Below are 15,968 nucleotides of genomic sequence, written 5' to 3'. Positions count from 1 at the left end.
CGGGGGGCTGGTGAGCAGAAATGCTCCCGCCTCCGGGGGTTTTCGCCGTATCCTCATCAGCTCCCGTTCGACGAATCCCGTAAGGTGGAAACCGTGCGTGTCGTGATTGCCGATTGCCAGGTCGACTACGTGGGACGGCTCACCGCCCACCTGCCCATGGCCCGCCGGCTCATTCTGGTGAAGGCCGACGGCTCCGTCAGCATCCACGCCGACGATCGCGCCTACAAGCCCCTGAACTGGATGAGCCCGCCCTGCTGGCTGGAGACGGCACCGTCGGGCGAGGACGCCAAGGACGTGCCCGAGGGCCAGCAGCTGTGGATCGTGCGGAACAAGGCCGACGAGCAGCTCCGCATCCTGATCGGCGAGGTCGAACACGACAGCAGCCATGAACTCGGCATCGATCCCGGCCTCGTCAAAGACGGTGTGGAGGCCCACCTGCAGGAGCTGCTCGCCGAGCACACGCACACCTTCGGTGAGGGCTACACCCTGATCCGGCGCGAGTACATGACGGCCATCGGCCCCGTGGACCTGCTGTGCCGCGACGCCGACGGTCGCACCGTGGCGGTCGAGGTGAAGCGCCGCGCCGAGATCGACGGCGTCGAGCAGCTCACCCGGTACCTGGACCTGCTCAACCGTGATCCGCTGCTCGCGCCCGTCCAGGGCATTCTCGCGGCGCAGCAGGTCAAGCCGCAGGCCCGCACGCTGGCCGAGGACCGCGGGATCCGGTGCGTCACCGTCGACTACGACGTGCTGCGCGGTACCGAGGACACCTCCTACAAGCTGTTCTGACGGCGCCGGACATGGCGAAGCGACCGGTCTCCCGACGCCGGGCCTCGGGCCCCGTCCGGCCGCTCAGCGCGGGCGGGTTCGGTTTCCGGGTCGAGGCGGGGGACGAGGCCTTCCAGGTGCGCACCGTGACCGGGAGCGCCGCGATCAAGGACTACCGCTGTCCGGGCTGCGCACAGACCATCCCCGCGGGCACTGCCCACGTGGTGGCCTGGCCGGCCGCCGAGTCCGGCGGCGTGAGTGAACGCCGCCATTGGCACACGGGGTGCTGGCGGCGCGAGGTCAGTCGGCGTTCGCGGTAGCGGGATCCGCGGCGGCGAAATCGTCCGCGTTGAGCACCTTGTCGGCACGCTCCGCGGCCGTGGGCCGCGCATCCGAGACGTGCTGCGCCGGCTGGGTCCGCGCGGGCTGGAAGGCGGCGGGCTCGACGTGCTTGTCGACCACATCCTGCTCTCCACTGCCCACGGCGAGCGCCTCGGGCACCAGCGAGAGCTGACGGCGCACCGTCTCCAGCTGATCGAGGATCGACGAGCGCAGCGCCTGCATGTCCTCGGTGATCCGGCGGGCGTTCGCCACCTGCGAGGAGATGCGGGTATTGGTCTCGTCCAGCTTCTGCTGCGCGGTGGCGTTGGCGGTGTTGAGCGTCTGATCGGCCCGCTCGTTGGCGCTGTCCACCCGCTCGCGGGCCTCGTTCTTGGAGGCCTCCTCGAGCTCGGTGATCGTGCGGATCGCCTTGTCCCGCCGCATCGACATGGCGAGATCGAAGTCGTTCTGCACCCGCTCGCGGTTCTCCTCGGCGGTGCGCTCCAGCTTCGAGGCGCGCGCCTCGGCCTCGGCGATGATGCGCGCGGCCTCGGCCTCGGCGCGCTTCATCGTCTCCTTGTGCTCGTCCTCCATCGCCTGCCGGCGATTGGTCATGTCCGAGCGGATCCGGTCCGCCTCGCGGCGGGTGGATTCGGCCTCCTGGCGGGCCAGCGAGCGGACCTCGGCCGCCTCGTTCGCGGCGCCGGCACGGATCTCGGAGGCCTCGTCGGACGCGAGACGCATCATGCGCGCGATCCGGTCGCTCATGCCCTCGGCGGTGGTCGGGGGGACGCTGAGCCGGTCGACCTCGCGGCGGAGGTTGTCGATCTCGTCCTGCGCCTCGTCGAGCAGGTCGGTCAGCTCGCGCGCGTGCGCGGACGCCGCATCCCGGTCCGAGGCGAGAACGCGCAGCTCGGCCTGGTACCGGTGGAACTGCTCGCTGACCTGTTCGCGGTCGTAGCCACGGAGCACCACCGCGAACGGCGCGGGGGCCGGCCCGGCCGAGGGATTGTCCGAATTCGCCATAGCCTGAATGGTACGTGTATGCACCGGTCGAGCTCGTGTCAGCAGGCCCGTAGCGTCCGAATCGTTACGCACCGCGACTGACCGGACGTTGCGAATGCAAGGTCAGTGCGCAGCTCCCGGCTCGACCAGCTCGACCAGGATCCCGCCCGCGTCCTTCGGATGCAGGAAGTTGATCCGCGAACCGGCGGTACCCGCTCGCGGCGCGTCGTAGAGCAGCCGCACACCCTGCTCACGCAGGTGCTCGGTCACCTTGTCGAGATCGGACACTCGGTACGCGAGCTGCTGCATGCCCGGACCGTTGCGATCGAGGAACTTCGCGATCGTCGACTCCGGGGTCAGCGGAGCCAGCACCTGCAGCTGCGCCGCCGCGGCCGGCTCGGCGCCCTCCGCGAGCAGCTTCGCGGGGGAGAGCATGGCCTCCCGCACGCCCTGCGCCTCGTTGATCTCCTCGTGGGTGCACACGAAGCCGAGGACCCGGGCGTACCACTGCACGGCCTCGTCCAGATCGGCCACTGCGACACCCACGTGATCGATGCCGAGCACGTACTGGGCGGGCAGTTCCGCGGCAGCGGGGTGGGGGCTGGGATGCGATTCGCTTGCGGTCATTGTCCGAATGTAGCGTGGAAGCAGGTGCGATCATTCGCAGGTGTACGAACAATAGGAGCGAGCAGTGTCCAACCCCGATCCGTCCGTCATCGTCTCCGGGGCCCGGACCCCGATCGGGAAGCTGCTCGGCGCACTCAAGGGCTTCAAGGCCACCGATCTCGGGGCGATCGCCATCAAGGGCGCGCTCGAGAAGGGCGGCGTCGATCCGAAGCACGTCGACTACGTGATCATGGGCCAGGTGCTCACCGCCGGTGCCGGCCAGATGCCCGCTCGCCAGGCCGCGGTCGGCGGCGGCATCGGCTGGGACGTCCCCACCCTCACCATCAACAAGATGTGCCTGTCCGGCCTCACCGCCATCGCGATGGCCGACCAGCTGATCCGCGCCGGCGAGTACGAGGTCGTCGTCGCCGGCGGCCAGGAGTCCATGACCCAGGCCCCGCACATCCTCAAGGGCAGCCGCGAGGGCTTCAAGTACGGCGCCACCGAGCTGCTCGACCACACCGCCTACGACGGCCTGCACGACGTCTTCACCGACCAGCCGATGGGCGGGCTCACCGAGCAGGAGAACCGCGTCGAGGGCCAGAAGTTCACCCGCGAGCAGCAGGACGAGGTGGCGGCGAAGTCGCACCAGCGCGCCGCCGCCGCGTGGGCCGAGGGCCGGTTCAAGGACGAGGTGGTCCCCGTCGAGATCCCGCAGCGCAAGGGCGACCCGGTCGTCTTCGCCGAGGACGAGGGCGTGCGCGGCTCCACCACCGCCGAGTCGCTGAGCGGCCTGCGTCCCGCCTTCGCCAAGGACGGCACCATCACCGCCGGTAACGCCTCGCAGATCTCCGACGGCGCCGCCGCCCTCATCGTGATGCGCAAGAGCAAGGCGCAGGAGCTGGGCCTGGACTACGTCGCCGAGATCGGCGCCCACGGCGTGGTGGCAGGCCCCGATTCCACGCTGCAGCACCAGCCCTCGAACGCCATCAAGAAGGCCCTCGCCAAGCAGGGGCTCACCGTGGCCGATCTCGACCTGATCGAGATCAACGAGGCCTTCGCCGCCGTCGGCCTCGCCTCGATGGCCGACCTCGGCGTGACCGACGAGATCGTCAACGTCGACGGCGGCGCCATCTCCATCGGCCACCCCCTCGGCGTCTCCGGCGCCCGGGTCGTGCTGCACCTGGCCTACGAGCTGCAGCGCCGCGGCGGCGGCACCGGTGTTGCCGCGCTGTGCGGCGCCGGCGGCCAGGGCGACGCCCTCATCCTGACCGTTCCGAAGAAGTGAGTGAGACCATGAACGAATCGACCGCGTCCAAGATCGTCACCGCCTTCAAGGTGGTCGCCTTCGCCGAAGCGCTCACCTGGGTGTGGCTGCTGATCGGCATGTACGGCAAGTGGGTCGGCGGCAACGAGGAGGCCGTGGCCAAGCCCGGCATGACCCACGGCATCGTCTTCATGGTGCTCGTGGCGCTCACCCTGGCCGTGGCCTACGTGCGCAAGTGGGACATCAAGACCCTCGCCCTCGGTCTGCTCGCCACCGTCCTGCCCTTCTGCTCGGTGGTCTTCGAGGTGTGGGCGCAGAAGGCCGGCAAGCTCGACGCTCCGGCCGCCGCGCCGGCGTCCGCAGACGCAATCGGCGGTTAACCGGCGGCACGTCCCGCCCGGCGGTACGTTGACTCGCTGACCGGATCGACTTCACTGGAGGCGGGGAGATGGTGGACATCCTGGGCGGATTGCCGGGCGGAAGGGCCCTCGAAGCGTCGGTGAACCGGCTCGCGGCCACGGCCCGCAACGGCATGGAGGTGCTGCGGCAGGGCGGTCTGGAGACGGGTGCCAAGCCCTCGCCGTTCACCGTCGCCGAGCGCAGCCCGATGTACCGGCTGCGCCGCTACTTCGCCGACGGCGCACCGTCGCCGAAGGACGACGATCGGCCCGTGATCCTGCTGGTCCCGCCGATGATGGTGGACGCCAACGTCTTCGATGTCACCGAGGACAAGGGCGCCGTCTCGGTGCTGCACCGCGCAGGGCTCGACCCGTGGGTGATCGACTTCGGTTCGCCCGACCGCGAGGAGGGCGGCCTCGAACGCAACCTCGCCGATCACGTGGTGGCGATCTCCCGCGCCATCGATCAGATCGTGGCGCTCCGCGGCCGCGACGTGCACCTCGGCGGCTACTCGCAGGGCGGCATGTTCTGCTACCAGGTGGCCGCCTACCGCCAATCGCGGAGCCTGGCCAGCCTGATCACCTTCGGCAGTCCCGTCGACATCTCCGCGGGCCTGCCGCTGGGCGCCCCGCCCGCGCTGGTGAACAAGGGCGCCGAGTTCGTCGCCGACCACGTCTTCAACCGGTTCTTCCTGCCGGGCTGGATGGCGCAGCGCGGCTTCGAGCTGCTCAACCCGGTCAAGGCGGTGCGCTCGCGCGTCGACTTCGTGCGGCAATTGCACGACCGCTCGGCGCTGCTGCCCCGGGAGGATCAGCGGCGGTTCCTCGAATCCGACGGCTGGGTGGCCTACGCCGGACCGGCCGTGGCCGATCTGCTCAAGCAGTTCGTGGTGCACAACCGCATGCTCACCGGCGGTTTCTCCATCGAGGGCGAGGCCGTCTCGCTCGCCTCGATCACCTGCCCGGTGCTGGCCTTCGTCGGCACGTCCGATCAGATCGGTCGTCCCAGCGCCGTGCGCGGCATCCTGCAGGCGGCACCGTCGGCCGAGGTCTACGAGGCGCAGGCCTCCGCCGGACACTTCGGTCTGGTGGTCGGCAGCACCGCCGGCAGCGTCACCTACCCGACGGTGGCCGACTGGGTGAAGTGGCGTGAGGGCCGCGGCACGGAGCCCGCCAATGTAGCCCGGATGCAGCCCCACGACGGTATGGACGCCCCGGTGAATCCGCTGGTGGCCGGAGTCGCGGGCCTCGCGACCGTCGGCTTCGTCGCGGCGCGCGATGTGATCGATGCCGCCGCCGGCGCCGCGGCGGGTGCCTCCGCCGTGGCCCGCGAGGTGACCCGCGGCCTGCCGAAGTTGGCGCGGCTGGACCAGCTGCAGGCGCACACCCGGGTCTCGCTCGGCAAACTGCTGGCCGAGCAGGCCGCGAAGGATCCGCACGGCGAGCTCTTCCTGTACGAGGACCGCGTCCACACCAAGCAGGCGGTCAACGAGCGCATCGACCGCGTCGTCAGCGGCCTGCTGCAGGTGGGGGTGCGGCAAGGTGAGCACGTGGGCGTGCTCATGCACACCCGGCCCTCGGCCCTGGTGACGATCGCCGCGCTGTCGCGGCTCGGCGCCGTCTCGGTGCTGCTCTCGCCGGGCACCGATTACGCCGCCTCGCTGAAGCTGGGTGAGGCCACCTCCGTCATCACCGATCCGGAGCACGCGGAGGAGGCCGGCGCGGTCGCCGAACGCGTCTTCGTGGTGGGCGGCGGTGACCGCCGCGACCGGCCCGGAGCCTCGCGGCAGGACCTGGGGGCCGAGTTCGTCGACCTCGAGCAGGTCGACCCGGACAATGTGCGCATCCCGCGCTGGTACCGGCCGGATGCGGGCCTCGGACGTGACCTGGCCTTCGTGATGTTCTCCGAGGCGGGTGGAACGCTGCGGGCCAAGCGGGTCACCAACGGCCGGTGGGCGCTGTCGGCCTTCGGTACCGCCTCGGCCACGCGGCTCTCCGAGAGCGACACCGTGTACTGCCTCACCCCGCTCAGCCACAGCTCAGGCCTGATGACCAGCCTCGGCGGCGCCCTCGCCGGCGGCTCCCGGATCGCGCTGACCCGCGATTTCGACCCGGCGCGGTTCATGACCGAGGTGCAGCGGTACGGCGTCACCGTGGTCTGTTACACCTGGAACCTCATGCGCGCCGTGCTCGACGAGCCCGATCTGCAGATCCCGCGCTACCACCCGATCCGCGCCTTCATCGGCTCCGGTATGTCGTCGGAACTGTCGCGCCGGGTCAGCGAGGCCTTCAGCGCTCGCGTCGTCGAGTTCTACGCCTCCACCGAGGGCGAGATCGTGCTCGCCAAGGTCGGCGGCGGCAAGCCCGGCGCGAAGGGCCGCCGCCTCCCCGGTAGCGCCGAGGTCACGCTCGTCGACTTCTACGTGGATTCGGGTCGCTTCGTCGAGACCGACGAGGGCTACCTGCAGGAGGTGCAGCGCGGCGAGGTCGGTGTGCTCATCGGCCGCGCCGATCCCGACACCACCCAGCGGGACGTGCTGCTGCGCGGCGTCTTCCGGCCGGGCGATGCCTGGTTCTCCACCGGGCACCTGTTCCGGCAGGACGACGACGGCGACTACTGGTTGGTCGACGACGTGCGCACCGTGGCGCTCACCGACCGCGGGCCGGTGTACTCGATCCCGATCGCCGATGTCCTCGAACAGTTGGGCCAGGTCGATCAGGCGGTGGTCTACCAGGTGCCGGGGGAGTCCGACGGTGCGCCGCGGGTGGTCGCGGCCGTCACGCTGCGGCCGGGCGGAACGCTGAGCGCCGACGATGTGACCGAGGTCTTCGCCGGCCGGCACGGCCAGTACCCCGATGCGGTGCAGGTGGTCGACGAGGTGCCGCTCACCAGTTGGTACCGCCCCCGCGGCGGTGTGCTCGCCGCGCGCGGGATGCCCGAGCCCGGTCCGGCGTCGTGGCGCTACGAGGTGGCCAGCGCGCGCTACGTGTGACGGCGCCGGTCCCGCGCGGCGTGCCAAGATGGAGTGCGTGACTACACCGCGCGCGCCCCGGGGCGCATCGAGGCAGGATCAGGAGCGGGCGCTGCGCACCGCCGCGGCTATGGCGGGTGCCGTGGACCTCTCGGGGCTCAAGGCCCGTGCCGAGGCGAAGGCCGCCCAGCAGGCCCGTCCGGCGGCGGCTCCCGGCGAGTCCGACGGTGCGCCCGCCGCCGCCGTGGTCGACGTGACCGATCAGAGTTTCCCGACCGAGGTGATCGACGCCTCGGCGCAGCAGCTGGTGGTGGTCGCCTTGACCGCGTCGCACAGCGAGCAGTCCGCCGCGATGACCTCGGTACTGGCGAAGCTGGCCGCGGAGGACGGCGGCCGGTGGAAGTTCGTCCGCGTCGATGTGGACGCCGCGCCCGGAGTGGCGCAGGCCTTCGGCGCGCAGTCGGTGCCGATGGTGATCGCGGTGGCCGGCGGCCGCGCGGTGACGGCCTTCGCCGGGGCGCAGCCCGAACCGGCGGTGCGGCAGTGGCTCGATGATGTCCTGGCCCAGGTCGGTCCGGCGTTCGGCGACGCGGAGGGCGGGCCGGCGGAGGCGCCGTCCGACCCGCGGCGCGAGGCGGCGGAACAGCTCGCGGCCGACGGTGACTACGCCGGAGCGCAGGCCGCGTACGAGGCGATCCTGCACGCCGATCCGCGCGATGCCGAGGCCGCGGCGGCGGTCAAGCAGATGGCCTTCTTCGCCCGCGCGACCGCGGCGGAGCCGGGCGCGGTGGACCGCGCCGATGCCGACCCGAAGAATGTCGACGCCGCCCTCGCCGCCGCCGACGAGGAGCTGCTCACGGGCGCGCCGCAGGCCGCCTTCGCCCGATTGATCACCGCGATTCGAATCACCGCGGGCGACGAGCGCGCCGCGGCGCGCACCCGGCTGCTGGAGCTGTTCGAGCTGTTCGACCCGGCCGATGCCGCGGTCCTCGCGGCCCGGCGCGACCTGGCCGCCGCCCTGTTCTGATCGCGCCACGGTGCGCCCACACGATAGTCGGCCGGGTGCTTTGAGATACTGATCGGGTGTTGGGGAACTTCGGCCGCGCAGCGGACTCGGGCTCGGTGTCGCGCCGCTCGGTGGGCTCGGTGTCGCGCCGCTCGGTGGGCTCGGTGTCGCGCCGCGCGGTGGGCTCGGTCTCGCGCCGCTCGGTGCTGGCCGGGATGGGCGGACTCGCCGCGGCGGGAGTGCTCGCGGCGTGCGGCGACAACACGGGCCGCGGCGGCGCGGCGTCCGGCGACTTGACGGTGTGGTTCCACGAGTACGGCGAGAAGGGCACCGCCGGTGCCCTGCGGCGCTACGCGGAGGACTTCCCCGGCGGCGGCGTGGGGATCGCGACCTTCCCCGGCGACTACGACCAGAAGGTGGCCTCGGCGCTCCTCGGTGACGGCGGGCCGGACGTCTTCGAGTTCGGCAACGGCCCCACGATCGACATGATCGCCGCGGGCCAGGTGGCCGATCTCACGGACCTGCTGGGCGACGCCCGCTCCGATTTCAACCCCGCGCTGCTCGACCGGATGACCTACCAGGGCAAGGTCTACGGCATTCCGCAGGTGCTCGATCTGCAGCTGCTGGTGTACCGCCCGTCGATGCTGCAGAAGGCGGGAGTGCGGGAGCCGCGCACCATCGACGAGCTGGTGTCCGCCGCGAAGGAGCTCAACAAGGGCGGGGTCAAGGGCCTGTTCCTGGGCAACAACGGTGGCGCCGATGTACTGGGCGGCGTGTTGCTGTGGTCGTCCGGTCACGACTATCTGACCCCGGATCGCAAGCCGGGCTTCGCGAACGAGGACGTGGCCGCGGGCCTGCGCACGCTGCGCACGTTGTTCACGTCCGGCGATCTGCTGCTGGGTGCTCCGCAGGACTGGTCGGACCCGGGCGCCTTCATCGCCGGACTCACGGCGATGCAGTGGACCGGGCTGTGGGCGCTGCCGGCGATCACGCAGGCGCTCGGCGACGACGTGCGGGTCTGCCCCTTCCCCGCGATCGGCACCAACGGCGGGGCCAGTGTGCCCTTCGGTGCGTACGGTTCGGCGATCAACACCAAGGGCGATGTGAAGCGGGCGAAGAAGTTCGTGCAGTGGCTGTGGGTGGAGCGGGCCGACCTGCAACTGGACTGGGCCCAGGGCTACGGCCTGCACGTCCCGGCGCGCCGCTCCCTGGTGCCGCAGGCGAACAAGCTCGCCACCGGCATCTACAGCGAGGCATCGAAACTGGTCTACAGCGTGGGTCACCCGCAGACGCCGCTGCTGTGGACGCAGCGCAGTTCCACCGCCTACCGCGATGCCCTGGACCGGGTGATCCGCGGCGGCGCCGACCCGATGACCGAGCTCAACGGTGTGGCCGCGGTGGTGACGCAGGAACTGGACCGGTTCCCCCGCTGATGACGCGCGGTACCCGTGCGGGATGGCGTGATTCGCCGCACCTGTGGTTCTGGTTGATGACGGGCCCGTTCCTGGCGGGGCTCGCCGCCTTCGTGGTGGTGCCGATCGGGTGGAGCCTGTGGCTGAGCCTGTTCGAGGCGCGCAACACCGTGACGCCCACGGTCTTCGTCGGACTCGGCAACTACCGGGACATGCTGTCCGATCCCGCTTTCCGGTCGAGCCTGCTCACCTTCGTGGTGTTCGCGGCGGTCGTGGTGCCGCTGACCTTCGTGGGTTCGCTGGGACTCGCGGTGCTGGTGAACGGGATCCGGCTGTTCCAGCGCTTCTTCCGGTCCGTGTTCTTCCTCCCGATGGCCTGCTCCTACGTGGCGGCCTCGCTGATCTGGCGCGGGTCGATCTTCCCGGGCATTCCGACCGGGGTGGCGAACACGGCGCTGCGCGCGGTGGGCCTGGAACCGGTGGCGTGGCTGTCGGTGGTCGATCCGCCCTGGTACTGGCTGGTGCTGGTGACCGTGCGGTTGTGGTTGCAGCTCGGCTTCTACATGGTGCTCTTCCTGGCGGCCCTGCAGCGGGTGCCGCGGCACCTGTACGAGGCGGCCGCCCTGGACGGGGCCTCCGCGTGGACCACGTTCGCGCGCATCACCTTCCCGCAGTTGCGCGCGGTATCGGTGGCGGTGCTGCTGTTGGCCACGGTGAACGCCTTCCAGGCCTTCGACGAGTTCTACGGGATCATGGCCACGGCGCAGGGCTACCCGCCGTACGCCCGCCCGCCGCTGGTGTACCTGTACTACGCGGCGCTCGGCAACGGCCAGGACTTCGGCCACGGCGGGGCGGGCGGCATCATCCTCACACTGCTGATCGCGGCCTTCGCGCTGCTGCAGGGTCGGTTGACGGGGTTGCTGCGGCGACGGGAGGACGCATGATCACCTCGGCGGGTGGCCGCGCCGCCCGGTACCTCGTGCTGGCCGGGTTGGCCCTGCTGTTCCTGCTGCCGCTGTATCTGTTGGCGCGCGGCGCACTCGGTACGTCGGCCGATGTGGCGGCGGGAGCCTGGCTGCCGCAGGCGCCGGTGTGGGACAACTTCCGGGAGATCTTCTCCGACGAGTCGCGGCCCTTGGCCCGGGCCCTGGTCAATTCCACGGTGGTCGCGGTGCTGCAGACGGCCGGCGTGATCGCCGTCTCGCTGCCCGCGGGGTTCGCCTTCGCCCGGATCCGGGTGCGGTACGGGGGAGCGGTGTTCGGGGTGGTGCTGGCCACGCTGCTGGTGCCGGCGGCGATCACCTTCGTGCCCACCTTCCTCATGGTGTCCTCGCTCGGCTGGGTCTCGTCGCTGCGGGGCCTGGTGGTCCCCGGGCTGTTCCAGGCCACGGCGGTCTTCCTGTTCCGACAGCACTTCCTCGGGTTCCCGCGGGAGCTCGAGGAAGCCGCCATGCTCGACGGTGCGGGGCCCGGTCGGATCTTCCTGTGGGTGGCGCTGCCCGGGGCGGGCCCGGTGACGGCGGCGGTGGCCACGATCACCTTCGTCGGGAGCTGGAACGCGTTCCTGTGGCCGTTGGTGATCGGGCAGGACCCGCAGTCCTGGACCGTGCAGTTGGTGCTGTCCAGTTACATCACCGCGCAGACGGTGAACGTGCCCGCGATGTTCGCGGCGGCGCTGGTGTCGATCGCGCCGCTCCTGCTGTTCTTCCTGGTCGCGCAGCGGTGGATCGCCGCGGGGGTGGAGCGCACCGGCATCTCCGGATGACGGTTCCACGACACGTTTGTTCACTGTGGGTGGATCGATGATGCGATCCGGCATACTCTGAACCGGTTCTGCTCGATCCTGGTGGTCGGGCGAGAGGAGTTCAGATGTCCGTCGTCGAACATCGTGGTGTGAGTCCGCAGTCGGCGCTCGCGATCGCGGGAGCGCGCCTGCTGCTCAAGCCGCTGATCGGCCTGTACCCCGTGCGTTCCTGGTCCTTCGGGCCGCTGTCGCTGATCGAGGGCATCGCGGAACGGATCGGCCGGACGCCGGGCGGCGTGGAGGTCGAGCGGATCGAACTGGCCGGGGTGCCGGTCGAACGCCTGGTTCCCACGGTGGGCGAACTACGGTCCGACGCCGCGATCTGCTACTACCACGGCGGCGCCTTCCTCTCGGGCGGCCCGGCCACGCACCGGCACGTGGCGGCGGCACTGGCCCGTGCGCTGGGCGTCACGGTGTTCAACGTGGACTACCGGCAACTGCCCGAGGTGGGCGTGGGCACCTCCGTCGACGACGGCTACCGCGTGTACCGCGCGGTCGCGGACTCGGGCCGGTACCGGCACGTCGCGGTGGGCGGCGATTCCGCGGGCGGGTACGTCTCGGCGAAGGTCGTGGAGCTCGCTCATCTGGACGCCGCCACGGCTCCGCTGGCCTACTTCGGCTTCTCACCCCTGCTCACGCCCACGGTCGAGGACGGCGATCCGCGCTACGACATCGACGACGCGTATCTCACCGTGGGGAAGCTGCGCGGCCTGCGCGAGTTCTTCGACCGCGGACCGGAGGGGCTGCGCGGGCACGACGACGCCACCGAGATCGACCCCGAGGCCTTCCCGCCGGCGCTGATCGTGGCGTGCACCGAGGAGATGCTGCGGGTGGACGCCGAGCGGCTGCACGCCCGGCTCGACGGTGCGGGCAAGCCCTGCGAGTTGCACCTGTTCGAGGGCGGTGTGCACGCCTTCCCCGTGCTGTCGGGCGCGACGCCCGAGAGCGCCCGCGCGGTCGAGCTCACCGCGACCTTCCTGGCGGCCGCCTTCGCGGCGCACCGGGCGCACCGCGCGGCATAGGAGCGTCGCCCGTCAGGTGACCGTCACCCGCACGGAGTGCCACCCGGTGGCACCGTCGGGCGCGGGTGGCGCCTGCTCCGGCGTCTGCGTGCGCCCGGCCGCGTCGGTGGCGCGCACCGTGAGGGTGTGCTCGCCCGGGGCGAGCGGGATCGATGCGCGCCACTGGCGCCAGGTGTCCGGGCCCACGGTGTCGGCGAGATCGGCGCGCGTCCAGGCGCCGTCGTCGGCGCGCACCTCCACGGCGTCGATCCCGGTGTGCTGGGCCCAGGCGACCCCGGCCACGGTCACCGCGCCCGCGGGCGTGCGCCCGCGCGGGACGTCGATGCGGGACTGCACCTTGACGGGGCCGTGTGCCGACCAGCCGCGCGGTGTCCAGTAGCCCTGATCGGCGGCGAAGGTGGTGACCCGCAGCGAGGTGACCCATTTGGTCGCCGAGACGTAGCCGTACAGCCCGGGGACCACGAGCCGCGCCGGGAAGCCGTGTTCCACGGGCAGTGGCTCGCCGTTCATCCCGATCGCCAGCAGGGCATCGCGGCCGGGGTCCTGCAGCACGTCGAGCGGTGTGCCCGCGGTGAAGCCGTCGTCGCTGCGGGAGAGCACCATATCGGCCCCGGGGCGCGGCCCGGCGCGTTCGAGCAGCGCGCGGATCGGGTAGCCGAGCCACCGGGCGGTGCCGATCAGATCGCCGCCCACGGGGTTGCTCACGCAGGCCAGCGTCACGTAGTGCTCCTCCAACGGGAGCGCGAGCAACTCGTCCCAGGTGATCGTGTACGGCCGCTCGACCATGCCGTCCACGGTCAGGGACCACTGTGCGGGGTCGACCTGCGGGACGCGCAGCGCGGTGTCGATCCGGAAGAACTGGGTGTTCGCCGTGACGTAGGGAGTGAGGCGATCGAGGCGGAGATCGGCGCCCGCGGGAACGGCTGGGGCCGCCGTCCGCGGGGCGGGGAGGAAGAGCTTCTCGCGCGCCGCGGTCACCGCCCTCGAACCCGCCGACAGCACACGGGCGCCGCCCAGCGCCAGCACCGTGATGCCGGCGGAGATCCCCGCCGCCGTGAGGAAGCCCCGTCTGTCCACGCCGTCGTCGGCACTGCCGTCGCCCGCGCCACCGTCGCCCGCACCATCGTCTGTCTCGTCCGGCCGCAGCGCGCCCACTGCCCAGCGGAGCAGGATCACTGCAGTACCGATACCGATCAGGCTCGGCAGCGCCCACGTCGGTGTCGCGCCCGGCCGCAGCACGGCCACGATCGCCCCGACGATGCCCACACCGCCGATCAGCGCGGTGCCCCACGGTGGCCGCCGCAGTTCCAGCACGCCCGCGCAGGCCGCCCCGAGCGTGAGCACCGCCGCCATCGAGCCCAGGAGCACGGCCTTGTCCGCGGTGCCGAACCGTTCCACGGCGAAGTCCTTGAGCCAGGCGGGCGCAGCGTCGATCACCGCGGACCCGCCCGCGAACACCGTGCTCGCGCCGGGCGCGATGACCGCGGCGACGAGCTCGGCCACCGCGAGACCGGCGGCCCCGGCGAGCACGCCGGCCAGTGCCGCGGCCCAGCTCACCCAGGGCCGCTCACGGGTTCCGCTCGCCTCGGTCATGGCCCCAGCGTGGCATGCGGAGCCACCGGATGGGCGGTCGCTTCCGCGCGCGTCACCGACTCGTCAGAACTCGCCGGGCCTAGGCTGGCCCCATGCTCCTGCCGCACACCGTGACCCCCGTCCCGCCCGGCTCCGATGACGAACCGGCCGTCACGATCGGCGGCCGCACGCTGTCCCGCACCGATCTGATCGGGGCGTCCACGGCGGTGGCGGAGCGGTTGCGAGGGCTCGGTGTGCGCGGCCCGGTCGCGGTCTGGGCGACCCCGTCGCTCGCCACCGTGATCGCCTTCGTGGGCGCGCTGCGCGCGGGTGTGCCCGCCGTGCCGGTTCCGCCCGACTCGGGCAGCGAGGAGATCGCCCACGTGCTGGGGGATTCGGGGGCCCAGGCGTGGTTGGGCGCCACGCCGGAGGATGCGCACGGATTGCCCGCTGTGCCGGTGCGCGAGCACGCCCGCGGCTGGCACGCGCTGCCGGAGCCGCCGGCGGCGGCGGTCGCCCTGATCATGTACACCTCGGGCACCACCGGGGCCCCGAAGGGCGTCCCGATCCGGCGCGGCGCCATCGCGGCCTGCCTCGACGGGCTCGCCGAGGCGTGGGACTGGACCGCGAACGACACGCTGGTGCACGGTCTTCCGCTGTTCCATGTCCACGGCCTGATCCTCGGTGTGCTCGGCGCGCTCCGCGTGGGCAGCCCGCTGGTGCACACGGGCAAGCCCACGCCCGAGGCCTACGCCGAGGCGGGCGGCAGCCTGTACTTCGGGGTGCCCACGGTGTGGTCGCGCATCGCTCGATCACCGGAGCACGCCGCGGCGCTCTCCGGTGCGCGGCTGTTGGTCTCGGGTAGCGCGCCCCTGCCTGCCCCCGTCTTCGAGCGCATGCTCGAGCTCTCCGGGCACGAGATCGTGGAGCGGTACGGGATGACCGAGACGCTCATCACCGTCAGTGCCCGGGCCGACGGTGAGCGGCGCCCCGGGTGGGTCGGACTGCCACTGAACGGCGTGCAGACCCGCCTCATCACCGAATCCGGCGAGCCGGCGCCGCACGACGGCGAGTCGATCGGGGCGCTGCAGGTGCGCGGTCCGATGGTGGGAACCGAATACCTCGGAAGGCCCGAGGCCACGGCCGAATCCTGGGTCGGTGACGGCTGGTTCGACACGGGCGATGTCGCTGTGATCGATGCAGCGGGTTTCCATCGCATCGTGGGCCGCGCCTCCACGGACCTGATCAAGACGGGCGGCTTCCGCGTGGGCGCGGGGGAGATCGAGGCGGCGTTGCTCGGGCACGACGACATCCGCGAGGCCGCCGTCGTCGGCCTGTCGGACGACGATCTCGGCCAGCGGGTGGTGGCCTTCGTGGTCTCCGACGGTGCGCGGGACGACGAGACCGCCGTCGCCATCGTCGAATTCGTGGGTCGCACCCTGTCGAAGCACAAGCGCCCTCGCGAGATCCGGTTCGTCGACGAACTGCCGCGCAACCCGATGGGCAAGGTGCAGAAGAAGCTCCTGCTGTAAGCCCTGACCGTTCGCGACGGGAATGCGTCCTTCGTCTGAAGGGCGTGTGTCATCGAGGTGACGAATGCATCCGATTGTCGTGGAGTGTCGCGCCGCGGTGGGACGGGCGTGTCTCCCCGGTATAAGCGATCGACCTGCGAAGGGCGAACGGGCCGAGCGATAGGGCATCCCTCGACGTTGTCAGATTTGTCTTATTGAACCGCGACAGAACTGACACATTCGTCTGTGCGCTGGGCTTCGAGGCTTCGCGCCCGTCGGCGTAGTGGTTGCGCGGTTGGGCAGA

14 protein-coding genes are annotated in these 15,968 nt (G+C 71.4%); 11 read left to right on the top strand and 3 right to left on the bottom strand.

The window, feature by feature from the left end:
- Positions 1-93 precede the first annotated feature (93 nt).
- Together nucS and TTY48_RS21195 are read left to right on the top strand one after the other, a co-directional pair.
- Positions 94-789 (top strand): endonuclease NucS, encoded by a 696-nt coding sequence (gene nucS / locus TTY48_RS21200; RefSeq protein WP_220659579.1) that lies wholly within the window; start codon positions 94-96, stop codon positions 787-789.
- Between the two features lie 11 nt (positions 790-800).
- Positions 801-1,088: a hypothetical protein gene (locus TTY48_RS21195; RefSeq protein ID WP_220659578.1), complete on the top strand. Its 288-nt coding sequence runs from the start codon at positions 801-803 to the stop codon at positions 1,086-1,088.
- Here the strand turns inward: TTY48_RS21195 and TTY48_RS21190 are convergent.
- Both TTY48_RS21190 and mce read right to left on the bottom strand, forming a co-directional pair.
- Positions 1,069-2,115: a hypothetical protein gene (locus TTY48_RS21190; protein ID WP_220659577.1), complete on the bottom strand. Its 1,047-nt coding sequence runs from the start codon at positions 2,113-2,115 to the stop codon at positions 1,069-1,071. The two genes, TTY48_RS21195 and TTY48_RS21190, sit on opposite strands and share 20 nt — an antisense overlap.
- A gap of 102 nt (positions 2,116-2,217) precedes the next feature.
- Positions 2,218-2,721: a methylmalonyl-CoA epimerase gene (gene mce, locus TTY48_RS21185; RefSeq protein WP_255585871.1), complete on the bottom strand. Its 504-nt coding sequence runs from the start codon at positions 2,719-2,721 to the stop codon at positions 2,218-2,220.
- Positions 2,722-2,785: 64 nt separating this feature from the next.
- Between mce and TTY48_RS21180 the strand changes: the two genes are divergently transcribed.
- The 8 genes from TTY48_RS21180 (at position 2,786) to TTY48_RS21145 (ending at position 12,581) form a co-directional block, all read left to right on the top strand.
- A complete protein-coding gene (locus tag TTY48_RS21180; protein ID WP_220659576.1) occupies positions 2,786-3,988 on the top strand; it encodes an acetyl-CoA C-acetyltransferase in 1,203 nt (400 codons plus the stop codon).
- Between the two features lie 8 nt (positions 3,989-3,996).
- Positions 3,997-4,347 (top strand): DUF3817 domain-containing protein, encoded by a 351-nt coding sequence (locus tag TTY48_RS21175; protein ID WP_220659575.1) that lies wholly within the window; start codon positions 3,997-3,999, stop codon positions 4,345-4,347.
- 68 nt (positions 4,348-4,415) lie between these two features.
- Entirely contained in the window at positions 4,416-7,358 is a 2,943-nt protein-coding gene (locus TTY48_RS21170) for an AMP-binding protein (protein WP_220659574.1), read from the top strand.
- Positions 7,359-7,395: 37 nt separating this feature from the next.
- Positions 7,396-8,364: a tetratricopeptide repeat protein gene (locus tag TTY48_RS21165; protein WP_255585870.1), complete on the top strand. Its 969-nt coding sequence runs from the start codon at positions 7,396-7,398 to the stop codon at positions 8,362-8,364.
- 56 nt (positions 8,365-8,420) lie between these two features.
- The gene (locus TTY48_RS21160) at positions 8,421-9,776 is read left to right on the top strand and encodes an ABC transporter substrate-binding protein (protein ID WP_255585869.1); all 1,356 of its coding nucleotides are present in this window, start codon (positions 8,421-8,423) and stop codon (positions 9,774-9,776) included.
- Positions 9,776-10,699 (top strand): carbohydrate ABC transporter permease, encoded by a 924-nt coding sequence (locus TTY48_RS21155; protein ID WP_220659573.1) that lies wholly within the window; start codon positions 9,776-9,778, stop codon positions 10,697-10,699. The genes TTY48_RS21160 and TTY48_RS21155 overlap by 1 nt, the downstream gene beginning before the upstream one ends.
- Positions 10,696-11,520, top strand: coding sequence for a carbohydrate ABC transporter permease (locus TTY48_RS21150; protein ID WP_220659572.1), 825 nt, complete (start codon positions 10,696-10,698; stop codon positions 11,518-11,520). Before TTY48_RS21155 ends, TTY48_RS21150 begins: the two co-directional genes overlap by 4 nt.
- A 104-nt stretch (positions 11,521-11,624) precedes the next feature.
- Positions 11,625-12,581: an alpha/beta hydrolase gene (locus tag TTY48_RS21145; protein WP_220659571.1), complete on the top strand. Its 957-nt coding sequence runs from the start codon at positions 11,625-11,627 to the stop codon at positions 12,579-12,581.
- Between the two features lie 12 nt (positions 12,582-12,593).
- On the opposite strand, the gene TTY48_RS21140 is transcribed toward TTY48_RS21145, so the two are convergent.
- Entirely contained in the window at positions 12,594-14,174 is a 1,581-nt protein-coding gene (locus TTY48_RS21140; protein ID WP_220659570.1) for a molybdopterin-dependent oxidoreductase, read from the bottom strand.
- Positions 14,175-14,266: 92 nt separating this feature from the next.
- On the opposite strand from TTY48_RS21140, the gene TTY48_RS21135 reads away from it, so the two are divergent.
- On the top strand, positions 14,267-15,685 hold the full coding sequence (locus tag TTY48_RS21135; RefSeq protein ID WP_220659569.1) for an acyl-CoA synthetase: 1,419 nt from the start codon (positions 14,267-14,269) through the stop codon (positions 15,683-15,685).
- Positions 15,686-15,968 lie beyond the last annotated feature (283 nt).

Origin of the sequence: Tsukamurella sp. TY48 (genome assembly GCF_019656655.1) — a bacterium.
Lineage (GTDB): Bacteria > Actinomycetota > Actinomycetes > Mycobacteriales > Mycobacteriaceae > Tsukamurella > Tsukamurella strandjordii.
This window is presented reverse-complemented; position numbering and strand designations above follow the sequence as displayed.